Source organism: Streptomyces sp. Q6, from assembly GCF_036967205.1.
Taxonomy (GTDB): domain Bacteria; phylum Actinomycetota; class Actinomycetes; order Streptomycetales; family Streptomycetaceae; genus Streptomyces; species Streptomyces citrinus.
Genome location: NZ_CP146022.1, coordinates 7,365,616 through 7,383,381, shown reverse-complemented (window position 1 = coordinate 7,383,381; position 17,766 = coordinate 7,365,616). Strand labels below are relative to the sequence as shown.

Annotated in this window: 12 protein-coding genes; 5 read left to right on the top strand and 7 right to left on the bottom strand. The window is 71.9% G+C overall.

Annotated features, from left to right (window positions below; all coding sequences use genetic code 11):
* Nucleotides 1–44: 44 nt before the first annotated feature.
* A complete protein-coding gene (locus V2W30_RS33960; RefSeq protein WP_338702421.1) occupies nt 45–185 on the bottom strand; it encodes a hypothetical protein in 141 nt (46 codons plus the stop codon).
* On the bottom strand, nt 167–2,878 hold the full coding sequence (locus V2W30_RS33955; protein ID WP_338702419.1) for a hypothetical protein: 2,712 nt from the start codon (nt 2,876–2,878) through the stop codon (nt 167–169). Before V2W30_RS33955 ends, V2W30_RS33960 begins: the two co-directional genes overlap by 19 nt.
* 619 nt (nt 2,879–3,497) lie before the next feature.
* On the opposite strand from V2W30_RS33955, the gene V2W30_RS33950 reads away from it, so the two are divergent.
* A complete protein-coding gene (locus tag V2W30_RS33950) occupies nt 3,498–5,975 on the top strand; it encodes a hypothetical protein (RefSeq protein ID WP_338702418.1) in 2,478 nt (825 codons plus the stop codon).
* On the opposite strand, the gene V2W30_RS33945 is transcribed toward V2W30_RS33950, so the two are convergent.
* A complete protein-coding gene (locus V2W30_RS33945; protein ID WP_338702417.1) occupies nt 5,962–6,204 on the bottom strand; it encodes a WhiB family transcriptional regulator in 243 nt (80 codons plus the stop codon). The genes V2W30_RS33950 and V2W30_RS33945 overlap by 14 nt on opposite strands.
* Nucleotides 6,205–6,295: 91 nt before the next feature.
* Nucleotides 6,296–7,087: a VOC family protein gene (locus V2W30_RS33940; protein WP_338702416.1), complete on the bottom strand. Its 792-nt coding sequence runs from the start codon at nt 7,085–7,087 to the stop codon at nt 6,296–6,298.
* Between the two features lie 267 nt (nt 7,088–7,354).
* Between V2W30_RS33940 and V2W30_RS33935 the strand changes: the two genes are divergently transcribed.
* A complete protein-coding gene (locus tag V2W30_RS33935; RefSeq protein ID WP_338702415.1) occupies nt 7,355–8,575 on the top strand; it encodes a glycoside hydrolase family 64 protein in 1,221 nt (406 codons plus the stop codon).
* Nucleotides 8,576–8,584: 9 nt separating this feature from the next.
* Here V2W30_RS33935 and V2W30_RS33930 read toward each other — a convergent pair whose 3' ends face one another.
* Complete coding sequence (locus V2W30_RS33930; protein ID WP_338702414.1) at nt 8,585–10,171, bottom strand: GMC family oxidoreductase; 1,587 nt, start codon at nt 10,169–10,171, stop codon at nt 8,585–8,587.
* Between the two features lie 279 nt (nt 10,172–10,450).
* On the opposite strand from V2W30_RS33930, the gene V2W30_RS33925 reads away from it, so the two are divergent.
* The gene (locus tag V2W30_RS33925) at nt 10,451–10,648 is read left to right on the top strand and encodes an amidohydrolase family protein (protein WP_425244720.1); all 198 of its coding nucleotides are present in this window, start codon (nt 10,451–10,453) and stop codon (nt 10,646–10,648) included.
* A gap of 59 nt (nt 10,649–10,707) precedes the next feature.
* Here V2W30_RS33925 and V2W30_RS33920 read toward each other — a convergent pair whose 3' ends face one another.
* Nucleotides 10,708–11,652, bottom strand: coding sequence for a multicopper oxidase domain-containing protein (locus V2W30_RS33920; protein WP_338703868.1), 945 nt, complete (start codon nt 11,650–11,652; stop codon nt 10,708–10,710).
* Between the two features lie 340 nt (nt 11,653–11,992).
* On the opposite strand from V2W30_RS33920, the gene V2W30_RS33915 reads away from it, so the two are divergent.
* Both V2W30_RS33915 and V2W30_RS33910 read left to right on the top strand, forming a co-directional pair.
* A complete protein-coding gene (locus V2W30_RS33915; protein WP_338703866.1) occupies nt 11,993–14,425 on the top strand; it encodes a ThuA domain-containing protein in 2,433 nt (810 codons plus the stop codon).
* Between the two features lie 14 nt (nt 14,426–14,439).
* Nucleotides 14,440–16,641, top strand: coding sequence for an OmpL47-type beta-barrel domain-containing protein (locus V2W30_RS33910; RefSeq protein WP_338702413.1), 2,202 nt, complete (start codon nt 14,440–14,442; stop codon nt 16,639–16,641).
* A gap of 10 nt (nt 16,642–16,651) precedes the next feature.
* On the opposite strand, the gene ligD is transcribed toward V2W30_RS33910, so the two are convergent.
* Entirely contained in the window at nt 16,652–17,695 is a 1,044-nt protein-coding gene (ligD, locus tag V2W30_RS33905; protein ID WP_338702412.1) for a non-homologous end-joining DNA ligase, read from the bottom strand.
* Nucleotides 17,696–17,766: the final 71 nt, after the last annotated feature.

The following is a 17,766-nucleotide window of genomic DNA, read 5'->3' as shown; positions in this document are numbered from 1 at the left end:
GCCCCCTCACCGGGCGGACGCGACCGCGGCTTTTCCGTATCCCGTCAGTGCGCCGTGCTGACCTGCGCGGCCGCGTCCCGCACCTCCGGGCACGGGTGCGCCCGCAGCGCGGCAAGGCGGTCGCGCCACGGCTCGGGCCACGACGCCCGCTCGCCGCAGGCCACGGTCACCGACCACGCGAACATGCCCTCCGGGTAGGTCCCTGTCGCGGTGAGGGCGTCGGCCAGGGCCTTGCGGTCGTCGCCCCCTCGGCCTCGCGGCGGAGCCGCTCGCGCAGCCGGCCGGCGACGCGCGAGGCGAGCGCGGGGCGGTCGGCGTGCAGCGCGGCCAGTTCCCGCAGCCCCTGTTCGGTGAGGTCGACCGCGCCGACGAGGATCTCCGCGGCCCGCACGACGAAGGGGTCGCGCGCGGCGAGCAGTCGGGCCACCGCGAGGGCCACCGTGCGCTGGAGCTTCGCCCGTGGTGTGTGCGCGGCGAGCAGCCCGGCGACGTGCTCGACACGCCGGTACGCGGGGCGGTCCCGCTCCTTGCCCGCGTCGGGCGCGGCCCCGTGGTCCATGAGAGTGGTCAGCGCGGCACACAGCGTGTCGGTTCCCGCGTCCGACCGCGTCGCCGCCCGGACCAGCCCGGAGGCCGCCGCCTGCCATCGGGCCGTGTCGAGGCGTTCCACGTCGGTCAGGGCCCGGGACAGGAGCGCGGGCGCCTCGGGCGACCACGGGGCCCAGGAGGCCAGTTCGGTGAGGGCGAGGGCGGCGAGTTCGTCGTCGTCCGTGTCGGCGACGGCCGCGACCAGGGCGGCGTAGCGGACGCGGTGGGCCCGCGGAAGGTCGAGGGGCGCCAGTCGCAGCGCCGCACCGCGCAGGACGGACTCGCTGTCGCCGGCCGCCGCGGCGAGGATCTCCCAGGCCGCGTCCTCACCGAGCAGGCCGTACGCGGCGAACGCGACACAGGCGGCCCGCACGTCGCGGTGGGCGTCCGGCGCGGCGAACGCGCGGGCCAGCAGGGGCGCGGCCATCGGCGCGGGCAGCCGGGTCGCGGTGAGGCGTGCGGCTTCCTTGCGGCTGGTGACCTTCTTGCCGGGGCCGGTCAGCAACTCGGCGAGCAGTGGCTCCAGTCGGGAGGGGCGGACGTGGCGGGTGGCCTGCGTCGCGGTGTACACGGCGACGCGGGCACGGTCGCCGCCCGCGTGGCCGAGGAGCAGTGGGAGGTCGTCGCCGGTGCGGCCCAGTGCGCCGAGGGCCGCTTCGGCGAGGGCGACGTCGGGGGCGTCGACCCAGCGGCGTACGAGCGCGAGGCCGCCCTCGGGGACGAACGCGGCGCACCGGATCGCTTCGGCGCGGCGCCAGGTGTCGAGGCCCGCGTCGTCGGCGCAGCTCTTCAACTGCTGGAGATATGCCCGCTGTTGGCGCGGCAGCCAGCGCCGGACGACCGGTCCGCCGACCGGGAACACCCAGGGGCTCTTGTCCCGCAGGAACCGTCCGTACGGCGGCCGCCCGGTGAGCAGAAGGTCGAGCAGGTCGGTGCGGTGGACGGCCACCGCCTCGGCCACACACGGGAGGGCGGCGGCGGACGGTTCGATGGTGAGGATCTGCTCGACGCGCTCGGCGCGGGTCGCGCGGGGCTCCAGCCAGAGCCGGATCGCCTCGCGCGCCGTGGAGTCGTCGCCGTGCTCGGCGGCGGTGCGGAGCATGTCCTGGAGCTCCGTCATGGCGTCGGCGCGGCGGCCGACGGCGCGGGCCAGGCCGAGGAGCAGCCGGTAGTCGTTCTTCTCCGCCTCGGCGTGGATGTGGCGCCGCAGCGCCGCGTGGACCTGGTGTTCCTGGCCGCGGCGCAGGGTCCGGTCGAGGCGGCCGAGGTCGACGGCGCCGGTGTGGCCGTGGAGGGCGACGAGGGTGGCGAGGCCCCAGTCGACGGGTTCGCGGTCCGGGCCCGCCGCGTGCGCGCGCAGGACGCCGAGGGCGAGCCGGGTGAGGGCGGAGCGCGTCTCGTGCGAGCAGTCGCGGGCGTCGACGGCGTCCCGCACGATCCGGCTCAGGTGCGGCAGGCTCGCGGTCCGCCACAGCGCCGGGCGTACGTCGTCGGCGAGGGCGCGCACGGCCTGCCCGCGGACCGGGTCCTGTTCGTTGCGCAGCCGCCGGGCCGATTCGGCGGCCGCTTCGGTGACCTGGGCGGGGTCACCGGTACGGGCCGCGTTGCGGAGGTACTGCTGCCAGCCGAAGGCGCGGTCCTCGGCGGCCGGGCGGCGCGTGGCGTCGAGCAGCGTCTTGCGGATCTCGGCGGGCGGCAGGTAGGAGGCGCTGAACAGCACGGTGCTCCAGGCGGCACCCCGCGCACGGGCCGCGGCGGCCGCGCGGCGGGCCACATCGGTGACGTAGCGGCGCGGCAGGACGTCGAGCACCAGCGGGTCGACGCCATGGTGGGCGGCGCCGCGACCGGCCACGGCCGTCTCGTACGTGGCCGGTCGGTCGGCGGGGGCCTGCGCGGCGAGCAGGGCGGCCAGTTCGCGGGGCCGCTCGGCGGCGCCGCGGGCGTACGCGGCGAGTTCGGGGGCGCCGCTGCGTGCGAGCGTGCGCAGGACGGCCGGGGTGAGGCAGCCGCTCAGTCCCTGCCGCCAGGGTCCGGCGAGGTAGCGCAGGAGCCGGGCGGGGTCGGCTTCGGCGAGGACGCCGAGCGCCCCGTCGAGCGACCGCGGGAAGCGCGACGGCGGGTACGCGTCGAGCAGGTCGAGGACGCGCGGCGGCGCGGTCCGCGCGACGGCGGCGAGGGCCCGGCCGTAGTGGAACCACCAGCCGTCACGGGCGGATTCGGGCAGGTCGGCGAGCTCCGCTCCGCGACGTCGAGGACGATCGCCGGGTGGCGCCTGGCGAGCCCGGTCCATCCGCGTACGGCGGGCAGGACCTCGGGGAGGAGCCGGGCGACGGTCCGCGGGGAGCAGGCGGGCAGCAGGCGCGCGGCCTCGGCGTCGCCCCAGTCGGCGCGGACGCGGTCCACGAGGCGGTCGGCGAGGGCGGTGCGGCGGTCGGTGACGATCACCCGCAGCAGCCTGCCGCGCACGGCGGTCGGCGCGTCGCGCAGCGCGTCCTCGAACGCCGCGTCCGGCACGCCGAGTCCCTTCGCGGCGCGCAGCGCGTGTCCGCGGACGAACGGGTCCGGGTCGCCGAGCCGCCCCGCGACCCACGCGGCGTCGCCGCCGGCACAGGCCAGGAGCGTGGCGACACCTCGCTCGTAGGGGCTGCCGCCGTCCAACACGGCTATGAGTGCGGCGAGTTCGTCCGAGCCGGCCCGCTCCCCGGCGTGGCGCGCGATGCGCCGGGTGCGCTGCGGGTGGGAGAGGTGATCGAGGTCGGCGAGCAGACGGGTGGCAGGGGTGGTGCGCGCGTCGGACATGGGAGAAGTGTGCCCGGACCGCGCTGCCGGGCCCAGCGAATAAGGGGGCGGCCGCGGGCTCTGGCGGGGTCGCCGCCGCGGTGCCACGGTGCGCACAGGGGGTGAACTCCATGGCGCAGACGCACGAGTGGATGTTCTACGAGGTCATGTGGCGCAGCTGGGCCGGGCGGGCGCAGGTGCCGTATCCCGTGCCGTGGTGGGCGCAGCAGGCGTTCCGGCGGTGGAGCGACGACTACGACGCGGGGTCGTACGACTCGAAGGAGGCGGCGTTCGCCTCGAACGCGCTGTACCGGTACTGGGGCATGGTCGGTGTGAAGGACCACCGGCAGGAGTCGCTGATCGGGCAGGCCGGGGAGATCGAGCCGGTCTACGACAAGTACTGCCTGTCGTTCTTCCTGTTCGACCCGGCGACGGGTGCGTTGCACCTGCCGCAGCTGACCGACGGCGGGACGGTGGAGCAGCGGAGGGAGGCGCCGCATCTGCCGGTGGCGCTGACCACGTTCCGTACGGCGGACGGGGTCGAGTTCGTGCAGCGGACGTTCGCCGTGCCGGTCGGGGCGCGGCAGCGGGACGCCGTCGTCACCCGGCTGACCGTGGGCTCGCCGACCGGGCAGGCCCGGGAGGGGCTGCTGTGCGCGGCGCTGCTCGCGGCCGGGCCGAGCGGCTTCCAGCGGCACGACCGCAATGGGCGCGAGATCACGGACCGGCGGCTGACGTTCCTGCGGTATCTGCCCGCCGAGCAGCGGGTGGAGACCAACAGCGGCTGGGGTCCGGTGTTCGACACGGCGCCCCAGCAGTACGGGGTGTACGGCAACCCGGAGTTCAGCGCGGACCCGGACACGTACCTGCACCACAGTCCGTTCCGGGACCTGGTGATGGGCGGCAAGCTCAACGGGTCGCCGCAGGCGCAGGACCAGGTGGCCGGGTTGTGCAGCGCGGTGTTCAGCTGGCCGTACCGGATCACCGAGGACGAGGTGATGGAGGTCGACGTCCGGCTGCCGGTGGACCTGTACGCGGGCGCCGACGACCTGGCCGAGCTGCGGGCGACGCCGGCCGACGAACTGGAGGCCGCGAACCGGGAGTTCTGGACGCGGAAGCTGACCTGCCAGGGGGTGCAGCCCGAACTGCCGCGCCCGGTGGCCCACTTGGCGGACATGTTCCGCGAGGCCCGCTCGCAGCTGCTGATCCTCTCGGACCTCGGGGAGATCCATCCGGGACCCACGGTCTACGACTCGTTCTGGATCAGGGACTCGTCGGTGGAGGCCACGGCGTGCTCGCTGGTGGGCGACTCCACCCTCGCCGAGCATCAGCTGGGGACGCACTATCCGCTGAAGTTCAACCGGGGCGGCGGACGGATCGGCCCGTGCGCCGAGTACGGGTTCTACGGCGGGCCGCACGAGAAGGACGACCGGGAGTGGGACAGCAACGGGCAGGCGCTGTGGGCGATCGGGCGCTACGACCGTACGCGCGGGCCCGCGACCGCCTTCGGCGCGAAGCTGTACCAGCCGTACGTCCTGGACGGGGCGCGGTGGCTGCGGGACAACCGCGACGGGTACGGGCTGCTGCACAGCGGGTGGAGCGCCGAGCACCTGGGCGAGCGCGACAAGCCGCACTACTGGGACGATCTGTGGGGCCTGGCCGGGCTGTACGAGGCGGCGCGGCTCGCGGAGCGGATCGGCGCGCCCGAGGTGTCCGAACTGTGGGGCGCCTTCGACGACCTGAAGGCCGCCACGGCCGCGTCCGTGCGGTGGGTGCTCGGGGAGCAGGCACGGCGCGGGGCCTGGGAGACGTACATCCCGACAGGGCCCGGTGACGTGGGGCGGCTCGACTCGACGATGATCGGCGCGGCGGCGTACTTCCATCCGCTGCGGCTGCACATGGGCAGCAAGCTCGGCGACGAGGTGGACCGGGCCGCGCGATACACCCTCGACACGATGTACGCGCACTTCGTGACGGGCGGCTTCCGGCACGAGGCGGCGTGGAACGCGTACGGGCCGTATCTGACGATGCAGCTGGCGCACGCCTACCTGCTGGCGGGGAACCCGGAGCGCGCGGACGAACTGCTCGGCTGGGTGGTCGGAGCGGCGTTCCCTCGGACGCAGGGGCGGGCGGCGGCGCTCGGCGCGTGGAACGAGCAGCACGCCTTCCCGCTCGCCTCCGACTTCCGGGAGGTCCCCGACCGGCACTGGTACATGGGTGACATCCCGCACGGCTGGGCGGCCGCCGAGTATCTCCTCCTGGTCCGCGACCTGCTCTTCTTCGAGGCGGACGAGGACCGCGACCCGCATCTGTACATCGCGCCGGGCATCCGTGCGCACTGGGTGCCGAGCGGGCAGTCGGCCGGGGTCGAGGACGCCCCGACCCTGTTCGGCGAACCCTTCGGGTACCGGCTCACGCATGACGCCGGGGCGCGCACGGTGACGGTACGGATCGGGGCCGCGCCGGGCGGGGTGCGGTTCGTCTACCCGTGCCGGTTCGGACCGGTGCGGTCGGCGGTCGCGGACGGGCGGCGACTGGACGTCTCCGCGTGCGGCGACGACGTCCGTGTGCCGGCCGGGACACGGGAGTTCACGGTCACGTACGCCTGAGGTGCCGGCGCTCCTTCTCGGAGAGCCCTCCCCAGACGCCGAAGCGCTCGTCGTGGGTCAGCGCGTACTCGAGGCAGATCTGCCGGATGTCGCACATCCGGCAGATCAGCTTCGCCTCGCGTACGGAGCTGCCCGGTTCGGGAAAGAAGAAGTCGCCACCGGTCTGGGCGCACAGGGCCTGTTCCTGCCAGGTGGGGCCGGCAGGGGTGAGGGTCGTGTTCGCGTGCATGCCGAGGAGCCTGCCGCCCGGCGCAAAACGTTCGATCAACGCCGGATCAACGCGGCTCGTCGCTCCGATCCGGCCACGGACCCCCGGGGCGTCACTGCTGGTTCGGGTCCCCCTTGATGACGGCGAACCCCGCGCCGTACGGGTCCGCCAGCTTGGCGATCCGCCCGACGCCGGGGATGCTGACCGGCGCGAACCGCACCGTACCGCCGAGCTCCTGCGTCCTGTCGGCCACGGCGTCCACGTCGGGGACATGGAAGTACGGCACCCAGTGGGCGCCCGCCGGCTTCTCCACGGGGTCCGTGTCCAGCGGGACGACACCCCCGAACATCCCGTTCTCGTCGGTGCCCGCCGGGTTGACGGAGGTGTACGTGCCGCCGGGGAAGTCCACGTCGAAGGTGCCCCAGCCGAAGACCGAGCCGTAGAACTCCTTGGCCGCGGCGACGTCCGGGACGTACAGCTCCAGCCAGTTCAGCGCGCCGTCCTCGGTCACGTGGTCGAGGCCCTTGTTCCGTCCCGGCTGCCAGATGCCGAAGGACGCGCCCGCCGGGTCGGCCAGGATCGCCATCCGGCCCAGGTCGAAGACGTCCATGGGCGGGAGGAGCACCGCGCCGCCGCCCTGCTCGACGGCCTTCGCCGTGGCGTCGGCGTCGGCGCTCTGGAAGTAGACGCTCCAGGCCGGCTCACCCTGCTCGGCGGTGACGGTCATGGCGCCCGCGACCGTCTTCCCGTCGAGCTGGAACATCCCGTACCCGCCGGCGTCAGGACCTGCCGACTGGAACCGCCAGCCGAAGAGACCTCCGTAGAAGGAGATCGCTCCGTCCATGTCGGGCGTCCCGAGGTCCAGCCAGTTCGGTGCGCCGTTCACGAAATCCGTGGTGATCATGGTCGTACCCTCCTCGTCGAGGGGTCGATTTCCTGGATTGCTCCCGGACTCTTCCTGGACTGCCGAGTCTTGCACCGGGCACTGACAATCGCCCTCGCACCGCCCTGACCAGGGAAGGTCCAGACCAGCCACCCGCGGCCCTTCATTATTCAACTCTTGAACGAAAGAAATCTTTGGGAGCGCTCCCCGTCATAAGTCTTGACGCTCCTGGTCCCTCTCGCCACAGTGGGGCTCCCCCACACACCCCCACTTTCAGGAGTGCCGATCGTGATATCGCGCAGAAAGTTTCTCGCGGGCACCGGAGCGACCGTCGCAACTGCCGCCGCCTCACTGACCGTTCCGTCCTGGACGGCGGGCGCGGCGCCCACCACCTGTGAACTGGCCCTGGAGAACACGTCGTTGAGCGGCACGGTCCGCGCCTACGTCACCGGCCACGAGCAGGCGACCGGCAACTGGGTGCTGCTGCGCGCCGACGGCAGCGTCTACCGGCCCACGTCGCCGAGCGCCCCGCAGTCCCCGCTGCCCGTCGACTGCGCCATCCCGCTGGGCGCGGCCGGATCCGCGCCGAAGGTGGTGACGCTGCCTCAGATGTACGGCGCCCGGGTCTACTTCGTCCGCGACGACACCCTGGACTTCTTCCTCAACCCGGGCCCCTCGCTGGTCGAGCCGGCCTTCGCCACGGAGGCGGACGCGAACTACGGCAAGACCTGGTCGTTCGCCGAGTTCACCTTCAACTCCGACCAGTTGTACGCGAACATCAGCTACGTCGACCTGGTCACGGCCCTGCCCATCGGCCTGACCCTGGAGGGCGACGCCACACACACCGTCGCACCGCTGCCCGACGGCGCGGTCGACAGGATCGCCGCGGATCTCGCCGCGCAGGCCGCGAAGGACGGGCAGCCCTGGGACAAGCTCGTCATCAAGGGCGGCGACGGGAAGGTACTGCGCGTCATCTCGCCGCAGAACCTCATGGCGCCCTACTTCGACCGGCCCGACCAGATGCCGTTCCGGGACGTCTGGACCGCGTACATCGACCGGGTCTGGAGCACGTACAGCTCCACCGATCTGAAGATCGACCTTCAGGGCGGGCGCGGGGTGTTCACCGGCCGGGTCAGCGGCGACACGCTCACGTTCAACGGCGGCCACACCTTCACCAAGCCGGTGTCGAAGGACATCTTCACCTGCAACCACGGCCCGTTCACCAACAACCCGGCCGACTCCGACGACAAGAAGGGCCTCCTGGCCCGGCTCGCCGCCGGATTCAACCGCAGCATCATGCTCACCCACCCCGAGCAGCCGAACGGCACGACGACCGCCGACTACTACACGGACGCGACGACGAACCACTGGTCGCGGATCGTGCACGCCAACTCGCCCATCGGGTACGCCTTCCCGTACGACGACGTGCGACCCGACGGTCAGCCGGACGTGTCGGGCGCGGCGCACGACGGGAACCCGCGGCGCTTCACGGTCAGCGTGGGTTCGTGACCGACCCGGTCACCTGCCGGCGTCCTCGCGGATGAGTTCCACCGCCTTCTCCGCGAGGGCGACCGTCGGCGCGTGCGTGTGTCCGCGGGTGATGCGCGGCATGACGGAGGCGTCGACGACGCGCAGCGCCTCGGTGCCGCGCACACGCAGCGCCGGGTCGGTGACGGACCCCTCGTCGGCGCCCATCCGGCAGGTGCCGACGGGGTGGTAGAGGGTCTCCGCGCCGGCCCGGATCGAGCGCGCCAGCTCCTCGTCGTCGACGACGCCCGGGTAGCCGGCCATCGGCCCCGAGTGCAACGGCTTCAGCGCCGGGTCGGCGAGGAGTTCCTCGGCGCGGCGCACGCCCGCGACGAGCGTCCGCAGATCGGCGTCGTCGGTCAGATAGCCGGGGTCGATACGCGGGCGGCCGCCGTCGGCGGTCGGGGTGATACGGCCCTCGCTGCCGGGTTGCAGCAGGATCACGCCGAGGGTGAGGCCGTGCTCGGTGGGCGGGGTGAGGCCGTGGTTCACGAACGGCACCGGCGCGTACACCAACTCGATGTCGGGCGCCGCGAGTTCGGGCCGGGTCCGGAGGAAGGCGACGGCCTCGCCGACGTTCGAGGTGAGCGGGCCGCGGCCGCCGAGCAGGAACCGGGCGATGTTGGCCGGGGTGTCGGCCCCGGTCAGCGAGACGGGGCGGGGGCAGCGCACGGTGACGGCGTAGGACAGGTGGTCCTGGAGGTGCCGGCCGACGTCCGGGGAGGCGACGCGGGTGTCGATCCCGGCGGCGGCGAGGGTCTCCGGGTCCCCGATGCCCGCCTGCTGCAACAGTTGCGGCGAGCCGATGGCGCCCGCGGCGAGGATGACCTCGCGGGTGGCGCGCAGCGTCCCCGCGGGGACGCCCTCGGCCGCGACGCCGGCGGCCCGGGTGCCGTCGAAGTCGATGCGGGTGACGCGGGCGTCGGTGTAGATGTCGAGGTTGGGGCGGCGCGCGGCGGGCTTGAGGTAGCCGTCGGCGGCGCTCCACCGGCGGCCCCGGTACTGGTTGAGCGGGGTGAGCGCGAAGCCGCTGTGGTCGTCCTGGTTCAACTCCCCCAGGTCCCGCAGGCCCTGGGCGCGGCAGGCGTCGAGGAAGGCGGCCGTGGTGGGGTTCGCGGCGCGCGGCGGGGAGATGTGCAGCGGCCCGAGCGTGCCGTACACGGACTTCTCGGCGCGCTCCCCGCCCCACCGCTCGGCCCGCTGGAAGTACCGTACGAACTGCTCGTACGCCCATTCACGGCCGGCGGCCTCGCCCCAGGTGTCGTAGTCGTCGCGGTGTCCGCGCACCCACATCATGGCGTTGATGGAGGAGCACCCGCCGAGCATGTGCCCACGCGGCCAGTACAACTCCCGCCCGTCGAGCTCCGGTTGACCGGCCGTGGCGTAGTCCCAGTCGTACGGCGTCTTGAACAGCTTCGGGAACGCGGCGGGTATCCGGATCTCGGTCTTACGGTCCCGCGGCCCGGACTCGACGAGGGCGACCTTCACCCCCGGATCCTCACTGAGCCGGCCGGCCAGCACGCACCCGGCGGACCCGGCCCCGACGATGACGTAGTCGTACGTACGGTCCTTGCTCAACTCGGCTCCCTCGACGACCCGTTGGCTGGTGCAGGTGTTACCGATGGTCTACACCCGGGTGGGGGCGGGCGTACATAAGGCGGGGGCCGGGAGGGCGGCCGGCCGCAGCCTCACGCGAAGGCCCCCGCCCGGTTCAGCCGAGGCGCGACGCGGCGGTCGGCCTGCGCATCGTGGCCGCGTAGCAGCAGCAGGCCACCACCATGCCCACCGGCAGCGCGAGGTCCACGCCGTCGAGGGCGGCGGCGATCGGTCCGGTGTAGAGGGTGTTGTGTCGAGGCCCTGCACGCGATGACGGTCAACGCGGCCTACGCCGCCGGTGAGGAGCGCGAGGCCGGACGTCTGGCCGTCGGGTACCGCGCCGACCTGACGGTGTTCGGCGCGGACCCGGCCGCGACGCCCGCAACCGAACTCCCGGACGTGCCGGTTCAGTTGACGGTCGTCGGTGGCCGGATCACGCACCGGGCGGCCGGGATCTAGGTGTATTGACCCGCAGGGTTGTTGACGCGGGTCAATACACCTAGGGCCCGTCGTGGCCCTCAGTGGTGCGGCGGGTCGTACTCCGGGATCGACCCGTCCGCCTTCTTCACGAGGAACAGCCCCGCCATCCCCATGTCCGAGTGGCTCTGGACGTGACAGTGGTACATCCACGCCCCGGCGCCCACCCCCTCGCCCGCGATGATCTGGAACCCGAAGGAGTCCGCCGGGCCGCAGATCTTGTTGTCGAGGACCTGGGTGGGGTCGTCGGGGCCGGTGAGCATCCCGGTGCGGTTGTCCGCCCAGCGATGACCGTGCATGTGGAACGTGTGGTAGTACTCGCCGTGCGTGATCATGACGATCTCGACCCGGTCGCCGACCGTCGCCTCGAACGTGGGCGCCTCGTGCGCCGCCTTGTTGTTGATGGTCATGTCGTTGAAGACGATGGTGAACGTCTTGCCGGGGTCGGGCAGGACGTCGCCCTTGCGGCGCACGATCACCGGCCCGTACAGGCCCTTCCTGATGCCGCCCGTTCCGTGGTCCGTGCCGACGACGTGGTCGTGGTAGTGCCAGTAGCCCGCCGTCCCGGCCCGCCACGTGCCGTCCTTGCGGCGGCCCGGCGCGTGCGTGCGCCAGGTGTAGGTCCGGGTGCCGCCCGGTTCGACGTGGCTGCGGTTCATCCGCGTACCGTCGCTGGAGATCTCGTAGTCCATGCCGTGCACGTGCAGGCTCGCGTCGACGTCCGTGAGGTTCTCGAACTCGATGTGCAGGGTGTCGCCCTCGTTGAGTTCGATGAGCGGGCCCGGGACCGACGCCTTGCCCTTCTCGAAGCCGTAGCCGAGCTGTCCGTCCGCGAGCTTCTCCGCGTACAGCTTGACGCGCCGGACCTCGCCGCCCGCCGGCGCCGTGCGCGGTGGGGTGTCGGCGCCCGCCGCCTGTGGTGCGGTCGCCGCGATCGACAACGATGTCACCCCGGCCGTCGCCGCCACCGCGCCGCCGATCAGCATGCGGCGACTGAGCGCCCGTCTGTCCTGGTCGTTCGACTGGTTCGGTGTGTCGTGTTCCGTCACGGCCAACTCCCCACCCTCGTAAGGACTTCCTGACGCATCTCGCGCACGGTGCACGGTAGTCACGTGATCTTCGTTTATCCACACTCAGGACAAAGTTCGTGCCATTGCGGTCATAGGTATTGGCGAGTCATGAAAAGAGGTCTAGCTTCATCCGCGCTGTTGCTGTGTCCGACGAGGGGTGGGTGAACACATGCGGCACTTACCGCATCAAAAGCCGTTGCCCGTACGAGAGTTCAGAGCGAGCAGACGCGGACGGGGCCGGGTCTGGGCGGTGGGCATCGCCGCCGGGGCCGTCGCCGCCGGGCTGCTGAGCGGTCCGACCGCCAGCGCCCGGCCGGCACCCGAACCGGGACTGACAACGATGTCCCTGCCGTCGCCGCCCGGCGGCGCCAACGTGAAGGTCCTGGTCTTCTACGGGACCGCGGCGGGCGGCGACGAGTCGCCCCTGGTGAACGCCGGGATCGAGGCCATCGAGAAGATCGGCCTCTCCGGACCCGCCGGGCAGCGGTTCAAGATCGAGGCGACCGACGACGCCTCGGTCTTCACCGACGCCACCCGGCTGGGACGGTTCAACTCCGTCGTCTTCCTGACGGGCGGCGGGGACGTCCTCGATCCCGACCAGGAGGCGGGGCTCGAGACGTACATGGAGGCGGGCGGCGGGTTCGTCGGCGTCCATGACGCGGCGCGCGCCGAGCCGTACTCGGACTGGTTCACCGGTCTGGTGGGCGCCCGGCCCGCCGCGTCGTCGCCCACCGCCGTGCAGCGCGCGACGGTCGAGGTCGGCGACCGGCAGAACCCGGCGACCAAGAACCTGCCGACGCAGTGGAAGCGGCCCGACCGCTGGCTGAACTGGGTGAAGAACCCGTCCGGCGACGTGCACACCGTGGCCCGGGTGCGCGAGTCGACGTACAAGCCCGGCGAGAGCGCCAACGGCTGGGACCACCCGGTGAGTTGGTGCCGTGACTACGACGGCGGCCGTTCCTTCTACACCGGGATGGGCGGGACCGTCGCCTCGTACGACGAGGTGGACTTCCGTGACCATCTGCGCGGCGCGCTGCTCTGGACGTCGCGGATCGTCCGGGCCGACTGCAAGGCCGCGATCAACGCCAACTACAAGGCGGAGCGGCTCACCGTCGCCAACCAGCCGGGGCAGAACGACCAGATCGGCGAGCCGCACGGCCTGGTCACCGCACCGGACGGACGCGTCCTCTACATCGGGCGCGGCGGCGCCGACTCCTCCCAGCCGGTGATCACCGACTGGAACAACCCCGACATCGGCAAGGGCCGGGGCGAGATCCACGTCTACGACCCGAAGACCAAGAAGGTCACCCTGGCCGGCGCGCTCACCGTCTTCGGCAACAAGGGCGGCGGCGACGAGCTCGTCAAGGTCGAGGAGGGGCTCCTCGGGATCGAGCTCGACCCGGGGTTCGAGGAGAACGGGTGGGTGTACCTGCACTACACGCCGCACGCGCAGATCAACCGGGACACGCACATGGCCGAGCGGCGCGTCTCGCGCTTCACGCTCGACCGGGCCACGAACAAGCTGGACCTGGGCAGCGAGAAGGTGCTGCTCAAGTGGCCGGTGCAGATCCACAGTTGCTGCCACGCGGGCGGCGGGATGGCCTGGGACTCGAAGGGCAATCTCTACATCGCGACCGGTGACAACAACTCCTCGCGGTTCAGCGACGGTTACTCCGGCAACAACCCGGAGCCGAACTACAAGGGCGTCTCGTTCGCGGACGCGCGCCGCACCGCGGGCAACACCAACAACCTCAACGGCAAGATCCTGCGCATCCACCCGGAGGCCGACGGGACGTACACCCTGCCGGAGGGGAACCTCTTCACCGGCAAGGAGACCGCCGAGGGCGGCGGGAAGACACGCGGCGAGATCTATGTGATGGGCGTCCGCAACCCCGCGCGCATCTCCGTCGACAAGAAGACCGACACGCTGTACGCGGGCTGGGTCGGGCCGGACGCGGGCGAGCCGTCGACGACCTGGGGGCCGGCGAAGTACGACACGTTCGCCGTCATCACCAAGGCGAGCAACCGGGGCTGGCCGTACTGCATGGGCAACAAGCAGCCCTACCGCGACCGCAATCTGCCGGACCCGACGAAGCCGCTCGGCTGGTACGACTGCGACCACCCGAAGAACGAGTCGCCGAACAACGACGGCCTCGTCAACCTGCCCCCGGTGACCGGGAACAACATCTGGTACTCCCCCCAGGGCGGCGCCCCGGACTACCCGCGCGACGCCGACGGCGTCCCCTCGTACAAGAAGGAGGAGGCCACGTATCTGCTGCCGTGGCTGAAGGGCGGCGGGCAGGCCGCGATGGACGGGCCCGTCTACCGGTACGACGCCACGATCCCGAACGCCGACAAGTGGCCGAGTTACTGGGACGGCAAGTGGTTCGTCGGTGACTTCTACGACTCCGACCAGCCGCGCAACGCGGTCCTCACGGACCCGGCGACGCACGGCGACGGATCGATCCCGGTCCACTCCGAATCGCTGAAGAAGATCATCCCGATCGGGAACGACGGCATCAAGAACCTCATGGACTGGAAGTTCGGTCCGGACGGCGCGCTGTACGTCCTCGACTACGGGCGCGGCTTCTTCACCTCGGACGCCAAGTCGGCGCTGTGGAAGGTGACGTACACGGGCGGCGCGGCGACCCCCGCGGCCGATCAGCTGGCCAGGAAGGCGCAATCATGACAAGGCCCCCCACCATGACGAGGCACCGAAGACTCCTGACCGCTCTGCTCGGCGCGCTCCTGATGGTCGTCGGGCTCGGCGCGCTGCCCGCGGCGACCGCGGCGCCGGCTCCCGGCGCGGCGGCGGCGCAGGTGCTGAACTGGACGGCCGGTGACGACATCACCACGTACGCGTCGGCGCCGACCACGGCGGTCGCCGGGCAGACGACGATCGTCTTCGAGAACAGCGCGGCGACCGGCAACACCACGGGAATGCCGCACACGTTGACGTTCGACGTGTCGGACCCCGAGTACAACAACGACGTGCCGGTGAACATCCTGGCCAACCCGTTCGACGCGGAGGGCGGCAAGCACTCCGTCGAGGTCACCCTCTCGCCCGGCCGGTACCGCTACCACTGCACGATCCCCGGCCACGAGGGCATGCAGGGCATCCTCGTCGTGACCGACGGCGGCGGCGACGACACGACCGCTCCGGAGACCTCCGCGAAGGCGGAGGGGCAGACCGACTCCGACGGGGCCTTCATCGGTTCGGCCGCGGTGACGCTCGCCGCGACCGACGCCGGCTCGGGGGTCGACCGGATCGAGTACGCGCTGGACGGCGGCGGGTACACGCCGTACACGACCCCCGTGGTCGTCGACCAGGTCGGGGCGCACACCCTCACGTACAAGGCGACCGACAAGGCGGGCAACACGGCCGCCGAGAAGTCGCTCGCGTTCACCGTGGTCGCGCCGCCGACGGACGACACGACGGCGCCGGAGACCTCGGCGACGGTCAGCGGCGAGCAGAACGCGGACGGGGCGTACGTCGGGATGGCGACGGTCACGGTGACCGCGTCGGACACCGGCTCCGGCGTCAACACGATCGAGTACGCGGTCGGTGCCGACGGCGCCTGGCAGCCGTACACCGCCCCGGTGATGTTCCACGACCCGGGCGGCCGCACGGTGCGCTACCGGGCGACGGACAAGGCGGGGAACCGGGCCGCCGAGAAGACCGTCACGTTCACGGTCGTCGCCCCGCCCGTCGAGGACAAGACACCGCCGACCGTGTCCCTGACGGTCGACGGCGACAAGAACTCCGACGGCGCGTACATCGGCGACGCGAAGCTCACCCTCGCCGCGACGGACGACACGTCGGGCGTCGACCGGATCGAGTACTCGCTGGACGGCGGGCCGTACCTCGCCTACACCGCGCCGGTGGTCGTCGATCGCGTGGGCGCGCACTCGGTGGCGTACCGGGCGAGCGACAAGGCGGGCAACACCGCGGCGGCGCAGACGTTCGTGTTCGCCGTGGCGTCGGGCGGCGGCGTGCCCGCGCCCAACTGCCCCGAGTACGACGAGCGGTTGACGGTCTTCGTCGGCTCGGTCGACACGGGCGTCCCGAACCGGGTCACCGACAACCGGTGCCGGATCAACGAGTTGATCGAGGACGAGAAGGAGTGGACGTCCCAGGCCCTCTTCCTCAAGCACGTGAAGACGGTCACGGACAGGCTCCTCAAGGAAGGCGTCATCGACCAGCGCGAGTACAACAAGATCAACCGTGCCGCCAAGCAGTCCGGGATCGGCAAGCCCGGACAGACCGACGGCTACCGGAAGATCATGGACGGTACGCAGGAGTCGTTCGCCAAGTGGGAGCAGGTCGGCGGCGGAAAGTTCCTGCTGAACGGCGACGGCACGATCACCAGCGACCCGACCGTGTCCGGCATGGGCATGCTGTGGCTGCCGACCCGCAAGTACGGCGACTTCTCGCTCAAGCTCCAGTGGCGGGACGACGCACCGGGTACCGGCAACGCCAACGCCGGTGTGTTCGTGCGCTTCCCGTGGGTCCACGACAACCCCGAGGAGCCGCGTCCCGAGTGGGTCGCCATCAAGTACGGGCACGAGGTGCAGGTGCTCGACAAGCCCGACGGCGACATGTACAAGACCGGTTCGATCTACGGCTTCGACCGGGTCGGGCTCGCGGGTGCGGGCGTCACCCAGAAGGGCACGTGGAACGACTACGAGGTCAAGGTGGTGGACCAGCACTACTCGGTCTACCGCAACGGCGTGCTGATCAACGAGTTCGACAACACCGGCGGCCGGCTCTTCGAGCCGCCGCGCTCGGACGACCCGGGCACCGACGGCCGGCGCTACGCGTCCGGCTACATCGGGCTCCAGGTGCACAGCACGACGGACGTCATCTCGTACCGGGACATCCGCATCAGGGAACTCCAGCCCTAGCGGGAAGGGCTCAATCGCCGGGCCGGGCCTCGTGCCTGGCCCGGCTCGGCTGTACCCGCTTGGGTTCGCCCGGCATCTTCGGATACTCCGGCGGGTACGGCAGGTCGCCCAGGCCGCGGTCCTTCTCGTCGCGGTCGGCCAGTTCCAGGAGGGCGTCGAGGGCGTACCGCTCCTTGTCCATGTCGGCGTGCACGTCGCCCACGTCGGCGTACCGCCGGGGCATGGAGACGATGTCGAAGTCACGGGGCAGCGCGTCCCCGAGTTCGTCCCAGGTCAGCGGGGCGGAGACGGGGGCGCCGGGGCGGGCGCGGATGGAGTAGGCGGAGGCGATGGTGCGGTCGCGGGCCGTCTGGTTGTAGTCGACGAAGATGCGTTCGCCGCGCTCCTCCTTCCACCAGGCCGTCGTCACCGCCTGCGGCATGCGGCGCTCCAGTTCGCGTCCGCAGGCGATGGCGGCGCGGCGCACCTCGACGAAGGTCCAGCGCGGTTCGATGGGCACGAACACGTGCAGGCCGCGGCCGCCGGAGGTCTTGGGCCAGCCCCGCAGTCCGCCGAACTCGTGGAGCACGTGGCGCAGTTCGTGGGCGGCGTGCACGGCGTCGCCGTACTCGGTGCCGGGCTGCGGGTCGAGGTCGATGCGCAGTTCGTCCGGGTGGTCGGGGTCGGAGCGGCGCACCGGCCACGGGTGGAAGGTGAGGGTGCCGAACTGGGCGGCCCACAGGACGGCGGCGACCTCGGTCGGGCACATCTCGTCGGCGGTGCGTCCCGACGGGAAGGTGATGGTGGCGGTGGGGATCCAGTCGGGCAGGTTCTTCGGGGCCCGCTTCTGGTAGAAGGACTCGCCGGTGACGCCGTCGGGGTAGCGCTCCAGGGTCGTGGGCCTGTCCCGCAGGGCGCGCAGGATTCCGTCGCCGACCGCGAGGAAGTAGTTCGCCACGTCCAGCTTGGTGTGGACCGTCGTGCCACTGTCCGGGAAGTACACCTTGTCGGGGCTGGACAGACGCACGGGCCGTCCGCCCGCCGTCAGCTCCACCGCCGCGCCCTTGCTGCCCATGCGTCCACGCTAGGCCGAAGGAACGTACGGCGCATACCGGGCGACCAGCGGGCATAAAGGTGAGAATCGGT